17 protein-coding genes are annotated in these 17033 nt (G+C 62.3%); 6 read left to right on the top strand and 11 right to left on the bottom strand.

What is annotated here, in order from left to right:
• Positions 1–93: 93 nt before the first annotated feature.
• The 5 genes from IE125_RS02035 to yihG form a co-directional block, all read right to left on the bottom strand.
• Positions 94–756 carry an alpha-ketoglutarate-dependent dioxygenase AlkB family protein gene (locus tag IE125_RS02035; RefSeq protein ID WP_189442911.1) on the bottom strand — a complete coding sequence of 221 codons (663 nt, stop codon included), beginning with the start codon at positions 754–756 and terminating at the stop codon, positions 94–96.
• Positions 757–799: 43 nt separating this feature from the next.
• Positions 800–1291 carry a phosphatase PAP2 family protein gene (locus IE125_RS02030; protein ID WP_308430109.1) on the bottom strand — a complete coding sequence of 164 codons (492 nt, stop codon included), beginning with the start codon at positions 1289–1291 and terminating at the stop codon, positions 800–802.
• 25 nt (positions 1292–1316) lie between these two features.
• Positions 1317–2474 carry a glycosyltransferase family 4 protein gene (locus tag IE125_RS02025; protein WP_189442909.1) on the bottom strand — a complete coding sequence of 386 codons (1158 nt, stop codon included), beginning with the start codon at positions 2472–2474 and terminating at the stop codon, positions 1317–1319.
• Between the two features lie 132 nt (positions 2475–2606).
• The gene (locus IE125_RS02020) at positions 2607–3479 is read right to left on the bottom strand and encodes a LysM peptidoglycan-binding domain-containing protein (protein ID WP_373297351.1); all 873 of its coding nucleotides are present in this window, start codon (positions 3477–3479) and stop codon (positions 2607–2609) included.
• The gene (gene yihG / locus IE125_RS02015) at positions 3422–4309 is read right to left on the bottom strand and encodes a 1-acylglycerol-3-phosphate O-acyltransferase, YihG family (protein WP_189442907.1); all 888 of its coding nucleotides are present in this window, start codon (positions 4307–4309) and stop codon (positions 3422–3424) included. The genes IE125_RS02020 and yihG overlap by 58 nt, the downstream gene beginning before the upstream one ends.
• 384 nt (positions 4310–4693) lie before the next feature.
• Here yihG and IE125_RS02010 point away from each other — a divergent pair, with 384 nt between their 5' ends.
• Positions 4694–6010: an MFS transporter gene (locus IE125_RS02010; protein ID WP_189442906.1), complete on the top strand. Its 1317-nt coding sequence runs from the start codon at positions 4694–4696 to the stop codon at positions 6008–6010.
• 177 nt (positions 6011–6187) lie between these two features.
• Here the strand turns inward: IE125_RS02010 and IE125_RS02005 are convergent, their stop codons facing one another.
• The 5 genes from IE125_RS02005 to IE125_RS01985 form a co-directional block, all read right to left on the bottom strand.
• The gene (locus IE125_RS02005; protein WP_189442905.1) at positions 6188–6457 is read right to left on the bottom strand and encodes a GrxA family glutaredoxin; all 270 of its coding nucleotides are present in this window, start codon (positions 6455–6457) and stop codon (positions 6188–6190) included.
• Positions 6458–6637: 180 nt separating this feature from the next.
• Complete coding sequence (locus tag IE125_RS02000; protein ID WP_189442904.1) at positions 6638–7507, bottom strand: inositol monophosphatase family protein; 870 nt, start codon at positions 7505–7507, stop codon at positions 6638–6640.
• A gap of 64 nt (positions 7508–7571) precedes the next feature.
• Entirely contained in the window at positions 7572–8108 is a 537-nt protein-coding gene (locus tag IE125_RS01995) for a response regulator transcription factor (protein WP_373297350.1), read from the bottom strand.
• 33 nt (positions 8109–8141) lie between these two features.
• The gene (locus IE125_RS01990; RefSeq protein WP_189442903.1) at positions 8142–9413 is read right to left on the bottom strand and encodes an ATP-binding protein; all 1272 of its coding nucleotides are present in this window, start codon (positions 9411–9413) and stop codon (positions 8142–8144) included.
• A gap of 179 nt (positions 9414–9592) precedes the next feature.
• The gene (locus tag IE125_RS01985; protein ID WP_189442902.1) at positions 9593–9862 is read right to left on the bottom strand and encodes a hypothetical protein; all 270 of its coding nucleotides are present in this window, start codon (positions 9860–9862) and stop codon (positions 9593–9595) included.
• A gap of 285 nt (positions 9863–10147) precedes the next feature.
• Here IE125_RS01985 and IE125_RS01980 point away from each other — a divergent pair, with 285 nt between their 5' ends.
• The 3 genes from IE125_RS01980 to IE125_RS01970 all read left to right on the top strand — a co-directional run bounded on the left by IE125_RS01980 (position 10148) and on the right by IE125_RS01970 (position 13321).
• The gene (locus IE125_RS01980; RefSeq protein WP_189442901.1) at positions 10148–11737 is read left to right on the top strand and encodes a peptide chain release factor 3; all 1590 of its coding nucleotides are present in this window, start codon (positions 10148–10150) and stop codon (positions 11735–11737) included.
• 274 nt (positions 11738–12011) lie between these two features.
• The gene (gene mscL / locus IE125_RS01975) at positions 12012–12497 is read left to right on the top strand and encodes a large conductance mechanosensitive channel protein MscL (RefSeq protein ID WP_189442900.1); all 486 of its coding nucleotides are present in this window, start codon (positions 12012–12014) and stop codon (positions 12495–12497) included.
• A 17-nt stretch (positions 12498–12514) separates the two neighbouring features.
• Positions 12515–13321 carry a TatD family hydrolase gene (locus IE125_RS01970; protein WP_189442899.1) on the top strand — a complete coding sequence of 269 codons (807 nt, stop codon included), beginning with the start codon at positions 12515–12517 and terminating at the stop codon, positions 13319–13321.
• A gap of 44 nt (positions 13322–13365) precedes the next feature.
• On the opposite strand, the gene ygfZ is transcribed toward IE125_RS01970, so the two are convergent.
• Positions 13366–14406: a CAF17-like 4Fe-4S cluster assembly/insertion protein YgfZ gene (ygfZ, locus tag IE125_RS01965; RefSeq protein ID WP_189442898.1), complete on the bottom strand. Its 1041-nt coding sequence runs from the start codon at positions 14404–14406 to the stop codon at positions 13366–13368.
• A gap of 30 nt (positions 14407–14436) precedes the next feature.
• Between ygfZ and IE125_RS19340 the strand changes: the two genes are divergently transcribed.
• Both IE125_RS19340 and uvrB read left to right on the top strand, forming a co-directional pair.
• Positions 14437–14811 carry a hypothetical protein gene (locus IE125_RS19340; RefSeq protein ID WP_308430108.1) on the top strand — a complete coding sequence of 125 codons (375 nt, stop codon included), beginning with the start codon at positions 14437–14439 and terminating at the stop codon, positions 14809–14811.
• Positions 14812–14998: 187 nt separating this feature from the next.
• A complete protein-coding gene (gene uvrB, locus IE125_RS01955) occupies positions 14999–17029 on the top strand; it encodes an excinuclease ABC subunit UvrB (protein ID WP_189442897.1) in 2031 nt (676 codons plus the stop codon).
• Positions 17030–17033: the final 4 nt, after the last annotated feature.

The raw sequence follows: 17033 nt of genomic DNA, 5'->3' as shown, positions 1-17033 counted from the left end.
CCGCTCGCTGAAGTAAAAACACTTCTTTGACCGTTAATAGGGAAGTGGCGCCAGCAGCTGCCGAACTCGGGCGCCGTCCGGCGCTTCAGGCTGTCAGGCGGCGTCAGAGACGATACGGCGAAACGTCAGGCTAATCCGAGTCCCGGCGATCTTGCGCGGCGCCAGCGCGTGCTGCCAGCAGGATTGAGCGCCGGGGCCCATCAACAGCAGACTGCCATGCGGTAACCAGACGTTGAATGCCTGTCGTTGCCGGTCTCGAAACCTCAAGGGTCTTTCGCTGCCGAGCGACAGGGCGGCGACGATCGGAGCATGACCGAGCTCGACTTCGTCGTCGCTGTGCCAGCCCATCCGCTCTTCGCCGCCGCGATAACGATTCAGCAATACGCTGTTGAACCGGCTGAACGGCAGGTTGGCATGATCGAGCGCGTGAATGACCCGGTCGCGCAATGCCTCGACGCCGGGGTGCCATGGCGTGGCGTACATCGAGTGGCCTGAATAGCGGTAGGCCAGGCCGTCATCCCCCATCCAGCACTGAGCGCGAGGAATCTTGTGCTGACGACCGTAGATCTGGATCGTCGGCGAGTGCCAGTCGATCTCCTGATCGAGACGATGCAGGACGCTGTCCGCCTCGGCAGCGGTGAGGAAGTCGGGCTGCAGCGCCAACAGGGGCGCGGGGTGGATGACCTGCCACGGCGTAGCGCTTTCCGCCGGGATCGTAGCGCGCCTGGCCTTATCTGCCGGTCCTTGCTGACTCATTCGTTACGGCGTCCTCATGTCCAACGCTTTATCGTGGCCGCCATCAGATGAAAGCCGTCAGTGCCAGGCTTGTCCAGGCAAGCAGTGCACCGATCAGCGCCCCGACCACGACATCGCTCAAGTAGTGGAGTCCCAGAATCACTCGGGAGGCTGCTATCAGGCAAGCCAGCGGGAAGACGATGATCAACAGCACCGGAGTCATCGCTGCTGTCAGTAGCGTGAACATCACCGCGTGCAGGGTGTGCCCGCTAGGAAAGCTGTAACGATCGACGGGCGGCATGCTGCAGCGGATCGTCGAAAAGGTGATGTACGGGCGCTCGCGGCAGAGCCGCGTCTTGAGCAAGCGATAGAGTATCGCCGCGACGCTGGCGGTGAGCCCCCAGACGATGGCGATCAGCCAGCCGCGCGCGCCGTGAAACAGCGGCTGCAGCAGCGAAAGGCCAACCCAGGCTGGCCAGTCGCCGAGGCGGCTGACGCAGCGGAAGAGTCGTTGCGTAGGAAGATGATGAGCTGCCGAAGCGAGTCTGTGGCTCAACCGGCTTTCGAGCCGATCGAGGCGTTCAAACGTGAGACGTGGTGTGCGTGGCTGCATGGGATAGGCTCTGGACGCGGATCAGGTGGGCGAGGAACTGGTCTCCGATGCGATCCCAGCGCAGGCTGGCAGCGCGCGTACGCGCCTGACGCCCCAGACGAGCGATCTGCGCCGGATGACGGCAAAGATCGCTTGCCGTCTGCACGAACCCTTCGCTTTGGTCGAGTGCGACGAGGCGCCCATCGAGACCGTCAGTGATCAGCTCCTTGGCGGCGGCGTGCTCGAAAGCGACGACGGCCAGACCGCTGGCCATGGCTTCAGGCACCACATTGCCGAAGGTTTCCGACAGCGACGGAAAGATGAACAGGTCCGCGCTGGCGTAATGTCGCGCCAACGCTTCGCCGGTCAGAAAACCCGTAAAGACGGCGTCCGGCAGGCGCTGTTGCAGCCGTTTTCTTGCCGGTCCATCACCGACCATGACTTGAATCAGCGCCGGATTGGCGCGCTGCATGGCGGCCATGGTCTCTGCCAGCAGTTCGATGTTTTTCTCGGCGGCGAGGCGACCGGCATAGAGCGCCACCGGCTGATGCTCGCCAGCGCCCCAGCGGGCACGCAGCGCCTTGTCGCGGCGCGCTGGCGTGTAACGCTCGGCATCGACGCCTCGGGCCAGTACGGCCACGTTGTCGTACCCTTGGGCTGCCAGCGCATCGCGTTGGGTGGCGGTGGGCACGAGCGTGGCGTCACACCGATTATGGAAAAGGCGCAGACCCGCGCGCGCCATCGGAATGCTCCAGGCGAGGTGATAGTTGTGCGCGTACTGATCGAAGTTGGTGTGAAATCCACTGACGACGGGGAGGGCCATCTGCCGCGCGGCGTTGAGTGCCGACCAGCCCAGCGGGCCTTCCGTGGCGATATAGATGGCGTCGGGACGCTCGCGTTCCCACAGTGACCGCAGCCGGCGGCGACAGGGGACGCCGACATGAACATCGGCGTAGATGGGAAGCGCAAGGCTGCGAACATGAACATCGCGCTCGACCAGCGTTTCTCGCTCGCCGCCGCGTGGTCGGGGCCTGATCAACTGCAGTGTCACGCCCTTGGCGACAAGATGACTGGCAAGGTGGTGCAGGGTATGGGCGACGCCGTTGACCTCCGGTGCCCAGGTTTCGCTGACCAGTGCTATCCGCATCGTTGTACTCCCATCCGCATCGCCCGATCTTGCCAACGGGTCCGTCGGTCGATGCTTGTGATCCTGGCGCCGAGAGTGAACCGGAGCCGTGACGCGAAAATGTCGTTTCCATGACGGATCGATGACACGGCATTAGCGTAGCACGCGGGCGGGATCGACAGGCTTGCCTCCATGACGAAGGTCGAACAGCAGATGATACCGGTTGGTATTGTCGGCATGACTGATCTGACAGACTGGCGCCCCTTCTGCGACGCTGTCTCCCTCGGAGACCAGCAATTGGCCGCAAAATGCGTAAACGCTCTGCATGTTGTCGGCGTGGTGAATGATCACCACGTGACCGAGCTGGCGCATGCCATTGGCAAAGCGGACGGTGCCGGCCGACGCTGCCTTGGCCGTCGCCGGTGACTGGGTGGCGAGCAGCATCGGTTGCAGCGTGCCGTTGGCGTCCTTGCCGAAGCGCCGAGCCACGCTGTAATTGTCGAGCGGCCAGCGCCAGTGACTGGCCGAGCTAGGCAGCGGGCCGGGGTCGGGTAGCTCGCGACTCGCTGCAGGCGCCGAACTGGAGGCGGTCCGGCTGCCGCTGCCGCCGCTGCCCATCGGTACCTGGATCAGCTGGCCGATCGCCAGATCGGAGGGGTCGAGGCCGGCATTGGCGGAGACGACGCCTGTCGGGCTGGTCCCGAAGTAGCGCGCAATGGAGTAGAGCGTGTCGCCGCGGCGAATCTGATAGCGGTAGGGGCCGCCGCCGGGCGCGCGCTCTTGTGTGGTCGGCAGCAGCAGGCGCTGACCGACGGCAAGCCGGCGAGAGTCTACGCCCGGGTTGAAACGCTGCAGCCTGAGTAGCGGAATATCCGCCTGACTGGCGATCTCGCCCAAGGTGTCACCGCGCTGGACCGTAATCCAGCCGTCGCTCGACCGGCCACTGATGCCGCTACTGGCGCAGCCAGTCAGGAAAAGTGCGAATCCCAGCAATAAGAGGAGAGCGAGGCGTCTTTTGCCTGCCATAGTCCATTCAACCATGTATAGAAACGTTCCTTGTATTGAGCCTCGTCATGGCGGCCCTCCAGCATCCATTCAGGGATATCGAACGGTCTGGCGATGACGGCGATATCCGACTCCTTGCCGCAGAGGAAATGCCAGAAGCTCGGCTTTTCCTGACGATAGTGGAGCGTGATGTCGAGGATGCCGTCCAGACCCGGACCGAGCAAACCGATGACCTGCGCGATGCCCCCGGCCTTGGGCCGTAGCAGATGACGATAGGGGCTCTGCTGTTGTTGCCGCTTGGCTTCGCTGAAGCGGGTGCCCTCGACGAAGTTGTAGATCGTCATCGGCATCTCTCGGGCGTGCGCGCACATCCGCTCGGTAGCGCGGCGGTCCTTTGCTGCCAGGGCGGGATTGCGCGCAAGCTGTTCGCGTCGATAGCGGCGCATGAACGGGAACTCCAGCGCCCACCAGGCAAGCCCGACGATGGGCACGAAGATCAGCTCGCGTTTGAGAAAGAACTTCGGCATGGCCAGACGGCCGGTCAGCACGTAGAGCATGACCAGGATGTCTGTCCAGCTCTGATGGTTGGCCAGTACCAGCCACCACTGGCGTGGAGAGAGCGACGGTGGCAGGTCGCTGCGAACCTGTGGACGAATCCAGTGACGGATCCAGAGATTATTGGTGCGGATCCACGCCAGCGCGACGGCGTGCAGCCCGGCGAGAACCCGGAGGCGCCAGCGACGAGTCGGCGTCAATAGCTTGATGACGGTGAGGGCGATCAACGGGACGCCCCAGAATAGGGTATTGGCAACCAGCAGCAGGACGCTGACCGCCCCTTTGAGGGCTGACATGCCATTCTCCATCAATGACTTGAGTCGATGTTACTGGATTGTGCGCAAGGTGCACAGCGCGAGGGCGATCGGAAGGATTGTCAATACCGAGGTACCGACCTGCCGCGACGCATGACGGCCTCGTAAGGCATGAGAAAAGTCGTTGTCGAAAAACTGACCAATCTAAAGCCGGTAGCGGAAATGTCGGCCACGACTGCTGACCATCACCGGAAATGCACAGCGTTATCCACAGAAGATGTGAATAATTGATGTCCGTGCGGTCTCCCCGATTTTTTGCCGTTTTTCAGAAATAGTCTCCGTGACTTGTTAGACTGCGCGCGCTTTTGGCCCGTATCTGACGCGGCCTACCTGCTTATCCACTCTTTGGCGCTCCGGAGGACCTGTTTGCGTTCACTGCCCGCTACCTTGCCGATTCTTTTTCTGTGTGAGATCAGTTTTCTCCTCGGCCACGGGCTGATCATGACGCTGCTTGGCGTGCGCATGTCGCTCGAGGCGTTTCCGTCGCAGATGGCCGGTCTGCTGATGTCGAGTTTCTCGCTGGGATTCGTGGCAGGTAGTTACTGGCTGGAGAAGCGTATCCGCAGCGTGGGGCATATTCGTGTCTTCTCTGCCTGCGCGGCGCTGCTGGCGGTCACGGCAATCCTGCACGGTCTTTGGGTCGACCCCTGGGCCTGGCTCGTCTGGCGACTCTTCGGCGGTGCCGCCACCGCCGGGCTGCTGATGGTGATGGAGTCTTGGGTGTCCGGGGAGTCGACCAACGAGAACCGTGGGCGTGTGCTCGGCTGGTATCTGATCATTTCGACGCTGTCGCTGGCGGGCGGGCAGTGGATGCTGAACATGGCCGATCCGGGTACTTTCGTGCTGTTCTCGATCGCCGGCATCCTGTTCGCGCTCTCGCTGGTGCCGCTGTCGATACATCGTATCCATGGGCCGCAGCGCAGCAGCCATGACGTGTCGGCCAAGGTTTCGCTGAAGACGCTGTTCTCGCGCGCGCCGGTCGGGCTGGTCGGTGCTTTCGTGGCCGGGCTGATGGTCCAGGCATTCTTCGCCATGACGCCATACTACGGGCAGGAGATCGGCCTGAGCACCGCGCAGACCGCCCAGTTCATGTCGATCACCACCCTCGTCGCGCTCATCGCGCAGTGGACGCTGGGCCGGGTCTCGGATCGTTTCGACCGCCGCAAGGTGATCCTGTGCATGGCGGTCGTGATGACGATCTCGGGCGCCTTGATCGTTGTCGCGGCGCGCTCGAGCTACTGGATGCTGGTGTTCGTCGCAAGCTTCCACACCGCCATGCTGCACACGCTTTACTCGCTCAGCCTTGCGCATACACACGACTGGCTCGAGCCGGAAGAGACCATCCAGGCGAACGCCAAGATTCTGATGTGCTACGGGGTCGGGTCGGTCGTCGGGCCTTTCAGCGCCTCTCTGTTGATGGAGCAGCTGGGGCCGGACGGTCTATGGCTTTTTCTCGGCGGCGCGGCACTGGCGCTGGCGCTATTCATTGCCTATCGACTCACGCGCCAGGCACCGGTCAAGGCGCCGGAAGAGCAGGAGCCTTATATCCCCCTGGTGCCGATGGTCGAATCCACCTATTACATCAACGAGCTCGATCCGCACCATGGGCCGGTACAGTTCGAACTGAATCTGGAGACGGATTACGACTGGGAGGCTGAAGATGCCAGCGGTGCCGTCAGTTAGGTCTCGACCCTCGGCATCATCAACAGCGCGGCCATGACGACGGAAGATCGATCACCGAGGACTGATGACCAGGGTTCGACACCCCCGGATTCGAGGAACCCGGACTGGGTGAATGCAAGAAATGGTCATCCATGAAAAAGCCGGCGATCGCCGGCTTTTTCCATCCATCGAAAGAGATCAGGCACTCTCGGGCATCAGTGCCTGATCGCGCACGTACTGATCAAACTCGGTAAAGCCGCCGATGTGAGTCTGGTCGACGAAGATCTGCGGTACGGTCTCGACCGGCTTGCCAATGGTTTTTTCCATGTCGGCCTTGGTAATGCCTTCTTCATGGATATCGATATAGCGGAAGTCGAAATCGTCTCGCGCCTCCTTGAGTTTCTCCGAGAGCTCCTTGGCGCGGACGCAGAACGGGCAGCCAGGGCGGCCGAAAATGACGGTCAGCATCGATGAATCTCCTTCGGGAAGCGAATGGGTTGAACGGTACGGTGGATAATCAGGTTGGGGTTATTCTTTCGTATTAAACCCCGGGCCGACCAATAGAGTCTCTCTACGCCGGCCATTGCACTCTGCTATAGCGCGAGCCGCCGTCGATGCCGGCAGCGCGTCTGCGTCGTGCGAGGCTGGTCAGTCGAGCTCCAGGCGTTTGCCGGCATCGGCAGCTCGAACGACATCGCCGAGCGCCTGATGGATAGCCGGCGCGGCGACCAGGAGATTCTCGCCATACAGCTCTTCGGGAATTCCGTCGGGGCAGGCATACAGATGGCCAGTGCGGGCGCCGGCTTCGCGGGCAATCAGCAGGCCGGCAGCGAAATCCCATGGCGAGACGCTTTCGTAATAGGCATCCAGGCGGCCGCAGCCGACGTGACAGAGATCCAGCGCGGCAGAGCCGTTGCGGCGGATGTCACGGCAGTGATGGACGACGTGATTGAGACGTCGGATCAGCGGTGCGCGCTTGTCGCGGGCGTAGGGAAAGCCAGTCGCGACCAGGCTGCGTTCGAGGCTGTCGGCAGTGCTGCAGGTGATCGACTGGCCGTTGAGCTCGGCACCTTCACCGCGAACGGCCGTGAATAATTCGTCGAGGAACGGCGCGTAGACGATGCCGATCTGCACTTCGCCCTCGATGGCCCAAGCGATGGATACGGCAACGTGCGCATGGCCGTAGGCGAAGTTGACCGTGCCATCGATGGGGTCGACGATCCAGAGCGGCCCCTTCTCCGTGAGCTGGCTGCGGTCTGGCGCCAGCTCTTCGGTCAGCTTCGCTTCGCCCGGAAAGTGGTGATCGATCGCGGCTGCGATATGGCGGTCGACCGCCACATCCACTTCGGTCACGAGCTCGTCGCCACCTTTGTATTGGTGCGAGAAGTCCTGCGCCTCTCGCGCCTGGCGGATCATGTCGCCTGCCTCGCGGGCGATCTGGATCATCTGTTCGAGTCGCTGTCGGCGCTCCACATCGAACTCCTTTGGCGGAATCTGTCGGTTTGACACCGGTGTCATGGCGGGTGCCGTTGAAGGGTATGGGGCTTGCGTGAGTCAGACGGCCCGCTCGCGGCGAGGAACCTCAGCGTCGGACGGGGCGTTTCTGAAGCTTGCGCTGCAGCGTGCGCCGATGCATTCCCAGCGCACGGGCAGTGGCCGAGATGTTGCCGTCATGCTCCTGCAGCACTTTCTGAATGTGCTCCCAGGTGACGCGATTGACCGACGGCGGATTGTCGGCGATCTCGACATCGACATCACCGCTGTCACGCTCGAGAGAACTGAGAATCTCGTCGGCATCGGCGGGTTTGCACAGATAGTTGACGGCACCGAGCTTGATGGCTTCGACGGCAGTGGCGATGCTCGAATAACCGGTGAGCACGACCACGCGACAATCCGGCACGATGTCGAGCAGCGCCGGCAGCGCCTTGAGGCCTGAATCGGACTCGAGCTTGAGATCGAGCGTGGCGAGATCCGGCGGCGTCTCTCGAGCGATGGCCAGTGCGTCCTCCTGGGTGTGCGCGACCAGCACTTCATAGCCGCGACGGCGCATGGCTCGCTCCATGACGAAACAGAATTGCTCGTCGTCGTCGACGATCAGTAAACGCTCCTGGTCACTCATCAGCGAATCCTCAGTACAGTAGATGGGGCGTCCTCAGACGCTTTCGCCTGCCGGGACGCGCGGCAGTTTGACTTCCGTCAGGGTGCCGCCTTCCTCGTGATTGTAAAGGCTCACGCCGCCACCGAAACGATTGACCGTGGCATGGGTCAGGAAGAGGCCGATTCCCATGCCTTTGCTCTTGGTCGAAATAAAGGTGTCGCCGAGCTGATCGGCAATCGACATCGGTATGCCGGGGCCGTGATCCTGAATGTCGATGACGATCTCCTCGGCGTCCCAGTCGAGACGCGTGACGATCGACTCCGGGCTGGCATCGGCGGCGTTGTTGAGCAGATTGATCATGGCCTGCTCAAGAGTGGTATCGACGGCGATCCAGGGTTGGCCGCGTTTGTCCTGGATCTCCAGGCGGTGCTGCACATCGGGGCGCAGCACCAGCCAGCGCTGGATCAGCGATTCCAGCCAGGGAATCGCGCGCAGCGTCTCCGGTTTCTCGAGTCGGCGACGGTCAGCGCTGGCGACCAGTGCCTGCAGGCGCTGTTTGCAGGTATCGACCTGCTGGCGCAGCAGATCGATATCTTCCTGGAGCGCTGGCTGATCCTGGGCTTCGTTGCGCATCTCCTTGAGCAGCACCGCCATCGTCGACAGCGGCGTGCCGAGCTCGTGGGCGGTGCCGGCCGCCTGGGTGGCCACGGCGAGAATCTGCTCGTTGCGAAGCGCCGCCTCCCGCGTGCGGGAAAGGGTCATGTCACGGCGGCGCAGCGTCTGCGCCATCTTGAAGATGAAATAGGTCAGCAAGCCACCGGAGAGGATAAAATTCAGCCACATGCCGAGCGTATGAAGCTGGACGCCCTGAATGATAGTGCTGTTGGTGAGCTGCGGTACCGGCTCGTAGAAGATCATCATGAAGGTGTAGCTGGCCGTGGCAGCAAAGGCGATGATCCACGCGTAGGACCAGGGCAGGGTAGATGCGGCGATCGCCAGGGGAACCAGCAGATAGGTGATGAACGGGTTGGTCGAGCCGCCCGTGTAGTAGAAGAGCAGGCTGAGCCCGGCAATGTCGATCAGCCAGTGCAGCAGATATTCCGTATCCGTGACCGCGCGGGGGCGGCCGAGACGCCACCAGGTAGCGATGTTGAAAAGCCCCATCGCGACAATGATGGAAATGACCGGCAGCACGTGAAGCTGGAACTGCAGCACCTCGATACCGAAGATGATCGCGGCGAGAAAGCCGGTCCAGGTGATACCGCGCACGATCGTCAGGCGAACCAGATTGCGGTTCGGCGTCGAGAGTGGAAGCGGTTGCAGCATGATCTCTCCGGTGCGGCAGGAATAGCGCTATGGTAGCGCAGCCAACGTTGCCGCGTGAGAGGATTGTCGATCTCGAGTGTGGTCGTGACAGCGCCCAATTGTCGCAGGGCGCGATTATCCCAAGGCCAAGGTATCCCAGGCTCGTTTATCGCGAGAGCGGGAGCGTGCCGCGTTTGCGCTCAGTGCTTCGTCGCTGGCCCCGCCAGTTTCCGACAATGGAGATCATAAGCGACGCCGCCATCGCTCAGTGCGAGCGTCTGGACGGCATCGCCGAGGGTATTGCGCTCCGACAGCCCCAGGATGGTTGCCGGACCGCTCTGTTCTCCGGTTTGCCGGGCATCGACCCGCTCGATGGAGTCTCCCGCCTTGAGCGGGCGCTCGTCACAGTCGAAGCCGAGAACGTCGGCCTCGCCGGTATCCGGCAAATCGCTCGGGGTCACTGTCATCATGTCTAATCCTGGTCTCGTGAATGTGCATTCTTGACGCGCCGTGCGACCAAGTGTCGTGAGGAACGCCTGTCGCGACACACTGACACTGGATGACCGTGGACATCAACGCGAGCTGAGGGTCGAAAGAGGCGCTGTTTGGCGCTTCGTGGTGCCGGACTCGATAGGCGTTGCCTGCCGACTGCTACACCTCGGTGAATGCAGCGCGTACAATCGCCGCCATTGCCGCGTCTCGCGGTTCACGCTCGCCTTCGCGAGCTGACAACCCATCAAGTAGTGAATCCGTCGATGTCAGAGACTCAGATCGCCCAGGAGGCGGCGCTGCGCCGCACGTTCGCCATCATCAGCCACCCGGATGCCGGCAAGACCACCATTACCGAGAAGATGCTGCTGTTCGGCAACGCCATCCAGCTCGCCGGCTCGGTCAAGAGCAAGCGCGCCGAGCGCCACGCGACTTCGGACTGGATGAAGATGGAGCAGGAGCGCGGCATCTCCGTGACGACCTCGGTGATGCAGTTCCCCTATAACGATCGTATCGTCAACCTGCTCGATACGCCCGGCCACGAAGATTTTTCCGAGGATACCTATCGCACGCTGACGGCGGTGGACTCCGCGCTGATGGTCATCGACGGCGCCAAGGGCGTCGAGGACCGGACGGTCAAGCTGATGGAGGTCTGCCGCCTTCGCACGACCCCGATTCTCACGTTCATCAACAAGATGGACCGCGAGACTCGCGACCCGATCGAGGTCATGGACGAGATCGAGACGGTGCTGAACATCCAGTGTGCGCCGATGACCTGGCCGATCGGCATGGGGCGTGCGTTCAAGGGGGTCTATCACCTCTACAACGACGTCATTCACCTCTACAAGCAGGGGCAAGGGAACCGGATTCCGGACGACAAGCGCATCGAGGGGCTCGACAGTCCCGAAGTCGATGCGCTACTGGGCGAGAGCGCCGCAGAAGAGCTGCGCATGGAGATCGAGCTCGTTCGTGGTGCCTCCCATGAATTCGATCTCGAGGCCTATCGGCGCGGCGAGCTGACGCCGGTCTACTTCGGCACCGCCATGGGGAACTTCGGCGTGCGGGAGATGCTCGACGGCTTCGTGGAATTCGCCCCCGCCCCCCAGCCCCGGGAGACCGATGCGCGGGAGGTGATCGCCGATGATGGCCGTTTCACCGGCTTCGTTTTCAAGATCCAGGCCAACATGGACCCGAAGCATCGCGACCGCGTGGCATTCCTGCGCATCTGTTCCGGCAAGTACGAGCGCAACATGAAGATGCGCCACGTGCGAATCGGCAAGGACGTCAAGATTGCCGACGCGCTGACGTTCATGGCCTCGGACCGTGCTCACGTTGAGGAAGCCTGGCCGGGCGACATCATCGGTCTGCACAATCACGGAACCATCCAGATCGGCGATACCTTCAGCGCCGGTGAGGAGATGCGTTTCGTCGGTATTCCGCACTTCGCGCCCGAGCTTTTCCGCCGTGTGCGACTGCGGGATCCGCTGAAGATGAAGGCGCTGCAGAAGGGGCTTCAGCAGCTGTCGGAAGAGGGCGCGACCCAGGTGTTCATGCCGCTGGACAACAACGATCTGATCGTTGGCGCAGTGGGCACGCTGCAGTTCGATGTCGTCGCCCATCGCCTCAAGGAGGAGTACAAGGTCGACTGTATCTACGAGGCGGTCAACGTCAACACGGCACGCTGGATCTATTGCCAGGACGCCAAGAAGCTCGACGAGTTCAAGCGCAAGGCGAGCACCAACCTGGCGCTGGATGGTGGCGACTACCTGACCTACCTGGCGCCGACACGGGTCAATCTGCAGATGACTCAGGAACGATGGCCGGAGATCGAGTTCCGCGCTACCCGTGAACACTGAGGCCATCGGGTTTGATCAGGGTGGCTCGCCGGCGACGCGAGCTGGCGGTAGGGGGCGTTTTCCAGCTTGCCGGTTTCGGCCGCTTGCACCATGCTCACTCAGGATGGATTGGAGCCGGCCATGCTCAGGCTCGATCCATCATCAGCGTCTCATCAAACCGAATGTTGCAACGGAAACACGATCCGGTCCCGGTCCGTGAACCCCCGTCGAGCTGAACAAGTCGAACTGAAAAGGTCGATCCGAGCTGATCGATGTAAAAAAGGAGAAACCGCCAATGGCTTCTAAATTTCTGAAGGAGTTCCGCGAATTTGCCGTCAAGGGCAACGTGGTCGATATGGCGGTCGGTATCATCATCGGCGGTGCCTTCACGCTGATCGTGCAGAGTCTGGTCAAGAACATCATGAACCCGATCCTCGGCCTGCTGATCGGCGGAGTCGATTTTTCCAACTTCTTCGTCGTGCTGAAGGAGGGCGGGGAGCCCGGGCCCTACGCTTCGCTGACGGCGGCGCAGCAGGCCGGTGCGGTCACGCTGGACTACGGGCTGTTCCTGAACGCGGTGATCAGCTTCATCATCGTTGCCTTTGTCGTATTCCTGTTGGTTCGCAGCATCAACCGCATGAAGCGCGAGGAAGCCGTCGCGCCCAAGGCACCCACCGACAAGGCGTGCCCTCACTGCTTCATGACCATTCCCATCAAGGCGACCAAGTGTGGCCACTGCACGGCGGATCTCCCGCCAGGGGAAGAGCCGGCATCCGCTTGAACGGATAGCGTTGCTATATGTCCGCGTCCACTGCCTCGGGAGGGGCTCCGGCGCTGTTCGATGCCCACTGCCATCTGGATTTCGACGTCTTCGACGCCGACCGGGACGCGGTCTTCGCTCGGGCGCGCGCCGCCGGTGTCTCGCGTTTCATGGTGCCGGGCACGACGCGCGCCCGCTGGGCCGGCGTCAAGGCCCTTGCGGGGCGCGCCGATGTCGTCGTGTCGCTCGGCCTGCATCCTTATTTCATCGACGCTCACGGTGACGACGATATCCAGGCGCTGGAGCACGAACTCCAGACGGTGCCCGGTCTCGTCGGCATCGGTGAGTGCGGCATCGATGCTCGCTTCGAGCAGACGCTGACACGCCAGTGGGCGCTGTTCGAAGCCCAGTTGCAGCTAGCCAGACGGGCCCGTCTGCCGGTGGTCATCCACTGCGTCCATGCCGATGACCAGGTCGCCAAACGCCTGCGGCAGCTCGACCTGCCGGCTCGCGGATTGATCCATGCCTTCGGCGGAAGCGAGCAGCAGGCCAGGCGCTTCGTCGATCTCGGCTACACGCTAGGCCTGGGGGGCGCGCTCACATACTCCCGTGCGCAGCGGCTGCACCGAGTGGTCCGGTCATTGCCAGACGAAGCGTTCGTACTGGAGACCGACAGCCCCGATATGCCGCTGTCCGGCTATCAAGGCCAGCGCAATGAGCCCGCGCGGCTGATCGAAACGCTGGACCATGTTGCCCATCTGCGTCGACAGGCGCCCGGCCGCGTGGCCGAGCTCGCCCGGCGTAATGCGCAGCGGCTGTTTGGCTTGGGCAGCCACTGCGGCTGACCCAGTCTCGGACGCTGACGACGTTGCAGCCGCGGATAATGTTTTCAGGCGCTGATCGCGCTCTCCGGGTCGAGCCGTTCCAGCGGGTAGGGCAGTGGCTTGAGCTCGAGGCGCCGGCCGTCGACGGATAGCGCCGCATCCTCCTCGAGCGCGGTATTGACTATGACCAGCACGTCGCAGGAGGCGCCGCCAGCGGCAGGCTGTGCGCGGAACAGCTCACCGACACGCTTGCCTTCGTCGGTGAGCACCTCGCTTCCTTGAGCCGGCAACTTGGCGTCGGCGAGGCTCGCGATCTGAAGCCGACGTTTGACCTGACCGCGAAAATGGGCACGAGCGACCACTTCCTGTCCGGTGTAACACCCCTTGCGAAAACTGATGCCGCCCAGTGCTTCCCAATTGATCATCTGCGGCAACAGGCTGTCGCTGTGTTCGGCGTTGAGCCAGGCAACCCCGGCATCAATATCGGCCCGCTGCCAGAGCCCATCATCAGCGGGGCGAGCGATTGCCGTGAGTCGGCCCCACTGCTCGATCGCCGTATTCTGAGGCAAGGCCAGAAGCCAGCGCGGACTCGGCGAAGGCAGACGCAGGGCAATCGATTCATCCTGCTGGGCCATGTGCCAGGCCTTGGTCGGAAGTACCGGGAGCGCCTCCGGCAGCGTGCCCTCGATCGAACCGATCAGGCCGATCAACGCAAGATCGTCACGGCGCTTGAGCTCGATCTTGTAGAACGGTGCATACTTGCCGAGCTGCTGGATCAGCGGATCGGCCAGGGTGGCGTCGAGAATCAGCCGGTAGGCGGTGGGGCCCGTTTTCAGGATCTCCGCGTTGGCCAGCATCCGGCCCTTCGGTGAACAGAAGGCTGTCAGCGGTGCAAATTGCCCATTCGCATGGTCGATGTTGGCGCTCATCTGCCCTTGCAGGAAACGGGCTGCGTCGGGGCCTTCGCAGGCGATTATCGCCAGATGCGTCAACGGCACCAGACGGGCGTCGCCCTGGTCAGTATCGGCTTCCTCGGAGAAATGCCAGCGATCGCCGTCGTCGAGTCGGCCCCCGTGTGCCTTGAGGTGCGCCATCCAGTCATTCATTCGTTCTCTCCACGGGTAGGGAATGTCGCCTTGCGCCGACTCAAGATGGTGGCGGCGCTCGGCTATTGCAACGTCATGCGCCTGGCCGAGCGTGCTATCCTGATTGGCTGCCCGGTCGCGCTGCTCGGTGCGTCCGGTGGGCAGCCACCGGCCCGAGGCGGTCGGGCGAGACATTTTCGACAGAATTCACCGTTGCACGAGGAAACCATGGCGCAGATCAGTCTGACATTGAAAGGCGTGACGACGCCCGAAGACCTCAACCGTCTGACCAGCGCGTTGATGATGGTCGATGGGGTGGACAGTGTCGACATCGGGCGTGAATGGGCAGAAGTCGAAGGGCGCGTCGATCGGGTCACGCTCATTCGTGCCGTCGCAGCAGTAGATGCGCGGTTCTCGGCTGAATGAGTCGCGACGGCTATCCAGTCGCCGCAGTCGTCGAAGTACGGCGCGGGGTTGTAGACCCTTTCCTTTCTATTCGCGCTTTTTCACCACTCGCACTTTTTTCACCACGCCTCATTCAATCTGCCTTTGCCGACACCATTTCGTCTTCACGGCCCTTGAAGGTCGATCATTCGGACCCTAACTAGTAGCCATGAATAAACCTTTCCAGATCAAGTCGAATTACCGGCCCGCCGGAGACCAGCCGACCGCCATCGCCGGTCTGGTCAAGGGGTTGGGTGCCGGCCTTTCGCACCAGACGCTGCTGGGGGTGACGGGGTCGGGCAAGACCTTCACCATGGCCAATGTGGTCGAGACGCTGCAGCGTCCGACGATCGTCCTCGCGCCCAACAAGACGCTGGCCGCGCAACTCTACGGGGAGTTCAAGAGCTTCTTCCCCGATAACGCGGTCGAGTACTTCGTCTCCTACTACGACTACTATCAGCCGGAAGCCTATGTGCCGTCCTCGGACACCTTCATCGAGAAGGATGCGTCGATCAACGATCACATCGAGCAGATGCGGCTGTCCGCTACCAAGGCGCTGCTCGAGCGCCGCGATGCGCTGATAGTGGTGTCGGTCTCTGCGATCTATGGTCTCGGTGATCCCGAGCAGTACATGAAGATGCGGCTGCACTTCAACCGCGGTGAACAGATCGACCAACGCAGCTTTCTGCGACGCCTGGCAGAACTTCAGTACACGCGTAACGACGCCGACTTCCGGCGCGGTACCTATCGCGTGCGCGGCGACGTCATCGACATCTTCCCGGCAGACGCGGAGGACGAGGGCGTCAGGGTCGAGCTGTTCGATGACGAGATCGACTCCATCCGGCTATTCGATCCGCTGACCGGCGAAGTGCGGGGCCAGGTGCCGCGGATGACGATCTATCCCAAGACGCACTATGTGACGCCGCGCGACACCATTCTGGGCGCCATCGACGCGATCAAGGCGGAGCTTGCCGAGCGGCTCGAGTATCTGCGCAAGCACGAGCATCTCGTCGAGGCGCAGCGGCTCGAGCAGCGAACGCTCTACGATATCGAGATGATGCTGGAACTCGGCTACTGCAACGGCATCGAGAACTACTCGCGATACCTCTCCGGACGCGCGCCGGGACAGGCACCGCCGACGTTTTTCGATTATCTGCCCGACGATGCGCTGCTGTTCATCGATGAATCCCACGTCAGCGTTCCCCAGGTTGGCGGCATGTATCGTGGCGACCGCTCGCGCAAGGAGACGCTGGTCGAGTACGGCTTCCGCCTGCCTTCCGCGCTGGATAACCGCCCGATGACCTTCGAGGAGTGGGAGGGCATCGTGCCCCAGACGGTGTTCGTCTCCGCCACGCCTGGGCCCTACGAACAGGAGCATGCCGGCCAGGTGGTCGAGCAGGTCGTGCGGCCGACGGGTCTGGTCGACCCGGAAATCGAAGTGCGGCCGGCATCGACCCAGGTCGACGATCTGCTCTCCGAAATTCGGCTGCGGCTGGAGGTCGGCGAGCGCGTGCTCGTGACGACACTGACCAAACGCATGGCCGAGGATCTGACGGAATATCTCGACGAGCATGATGTTCGCGTGCGCTACCTGCATTCGGATATCGATACGGTCGAGCGCGTCGAGATCATTCGCGACTTGCGACTAGGCAAGTTCGATGTCCTTGTCGGGATCAACCTGCTCCGAGAGGGGCTGGATATCCCCGAAGTCTCGCTGGTCGCGATTCTCGATGCCGACAAGGAAGGCTTTCTGCGTGCCGAGCGCTCGTTGATCCAGACCATCGGTCGTGCGGCGCGCAACGCACACGGCAAGGCGATTCTCTATGGCGATCGCGTGACGGATTCGATGCGCAAGGCCATGGACGAAACCGAGCGGCGACGTGCCAAGCAGGTCGAACACAACGAACGTCACGGCATCACGCCCAAGACCGTGACGAAATCGGTCGCCGACATCATGGAAGGGGCGCAGGCGCCTGGACGGAAGGGCGGTCGCAAGCGGACGGAGCAGCTGGTTGCCGAAGCGCCAGGCAATTACTCTCGCGAAGCGCTCGCGGAGATGAATGCGGCTCAGTTGACCAAGGAGATCGGCAAACTGGAGGACCGCATGCACGAAGCCGCGCAAAATCTGGAATTCGAACAGGCCGCTCAGCTCCGCGACCAGCTGCAGACGCTGAAGGCAAGGCTTTTGGAACTCGGCTAGTCGT

The sequence above is a fragment of the Salinicola rhizosphaerae genome, from assembly GCF_014652715.1.
Classification (GTDB): Bacteria; Pseudomonadota; Gammaproteobacteria; order Pseudomonadales; family Halomonadaceae; genus Salinicola; species Salinicola rhizosphaerae.
Note: the sequence above shows the minus strand (reverse complement) of the source record. Positions and strands in the feature narration are given on the sequence as shown.

Bases quoted from the DNA above. Each gene is read 5' to 3' on its own strand.
- IE125_RS01980 (WP_189442901.1), top strand. From the start codon at position 10,148: ATGTCAGAGACTCAGATCGCCCAGGAGGCGGCGCTGCGCCGCACGTTC.
- uvrB (WP_189442897.1), top strand. From the start codon at position 14,999: ATGAATAAACCTTTCCAGATCAAGTCGAATTACCGGCCCGCCGGAGAC.
- IE125_RS01970 (WP_189442899.1), top strand. From the start codon at position 12,515: ATGTCCGCGTCCACTGCCTCGGGAGGGGCTCCGGCGCTGTTCGATGCC.
- ygfZ (WP_189442898.1), bottom strand. From the start codon at position 14,406: ATGAATGACTGGATGGCGCACCTCAAGGCACACGGGGGCCGACTCGAC.
- IE125_RS01985 (WP_189442902.1), bottom strand. From the start codon at position 9,862: ATGATGACAGTGACCCCGAGCGATTTGCCGGATACCGGCGAGGCCGAC.
- IE125_RS02020 (WP_373297351.1), bottom strand. From the start codon at position 3,479: ATGGCAGGCAAAAGACGCCTCGCTCTCCTCTTATTGCTGGGATTCGCA.
- IE125_RS01995 (WP_373297350.1), bottom strand. From the start codon at position 8,108: ATGAGTGACCAGGAGCGTTTACTGATCGTCGACGACGACGAGCAATTC.
- IE125_RS01990 (WP_189442903.1), bottom strand. From the start codon at position 9,413: ATGCTGCAACCGCTTCCACTCTCGACGCCGAACCGCAATCTGGTTCGC.
- mscL (WP_189442900.1), top strand. From the start codon at position 12,012: ATGGCTTCTAAATTTCTGAAGGAGTTCCGCGAATTTGCCGTCAAGGGC.
- yihG (WP_189442907.1), bottom strand. From the start codon at position 4,309: ATGTCAGCCCTCAAAGGGGCGGTCAGCGTCCTGCTGCTGGTTGCCAAT.
- IE125_RS02035 (WP_189442911.1), bottom strand. From the start codon at position 756: ATGAGTCAGCAAGGACCGGCAGATAAGGCCAGGCGCGCTACGATCCCG.
- IE125_RS02005 (WP_189442905.1), bottom strand. From the start codon at position 6,457: ATGCTGACCGTCATTTTCGGCCGCCCTGGCTGCCCGTTCTGCGTCCGC.
- IE125_RS02025 (WP_189442909.1), bottom strand. From the start codon at position 2,474: ATGCGGATAGCACTGGTCAGCGAAACCTGGGCACCGGAGGTCAACGGC.
- IE125_RS02000 (WP_189442904.1), bottom strand. From the start codon at position 7,507: ATGACACCGGTGTCAAACCGACAGATTCCGCCAAAGGAGTTCGATGTG.